Source organism: Pseudomonas sp. ES1, from assembly GCF_050586605.1.
Classification (GTDB): Bacteria; Pseudomonadota; Gammaproteobacteria; order Pseudomonadales; family Pseudomonadaceae; genus Aquipseudomonas; species Aquipseudomonas sichuanensis.
In genome coordinates this window covers 1-467 of the sequence record NZ_JBOBDM010000148.1, presented here as the reverse complement: position 1 = coordinate 467, position 467 = coordinate 1, and the positions used below count along the sequence as shown (strand labels likewise).

General features: G+C 68.3%; 1 pseudogene. It reads left to right on the top strand.

From position 1 onward, the window contains the following. Positions 1 to 467 (top strand): annotated as a pseudogene (locus ACQ4N9_RS26550) (type VI secretion system tip protein VgrG); the annotation flags it as partial.

Below are 467 nucleotides of genomic sequence, written 5' to 3'. Positions count from 1 at the left end.
GCCCATATCGGCGCGGCGAGCAAGGCCGGCACCTTCCCCGAGCCGCCCAAACCGGGCAAGGGCAACCTCGAGCTGTTGTACCAGTACGCCAACAGCAAGGGCGTGAAGACCGGCGACTACGACGTGATCGATGCCCTGGGCAAGTCGATCAAGGGCAAGCTCGACGGCCAGGGTTTCAACATGGCCAGCGGCGCCGCCGCCGGCCCGCTGTGGGTCGACTTCGGCCTGGACCCGGCCGACACCTGGGCCGACGGCAGCCACTTCGGTGCTGGCGTCTGGCCGGCGAAGACTGACTTCAACGACATCGCCCCCGGCCAGCAGGCCGTGGTCGGCGAGGTGCTGAGCGCCGGCAAGGGCGCCGACGGCCTGCTGGGCAAGGGCCTGGCACTGGCCCAGCAAGGCATGGACAAGGGCAAGGGATTGGTACAGAACGCGATGGCACAAGGTAAAGCGATGATGGGCCCCGG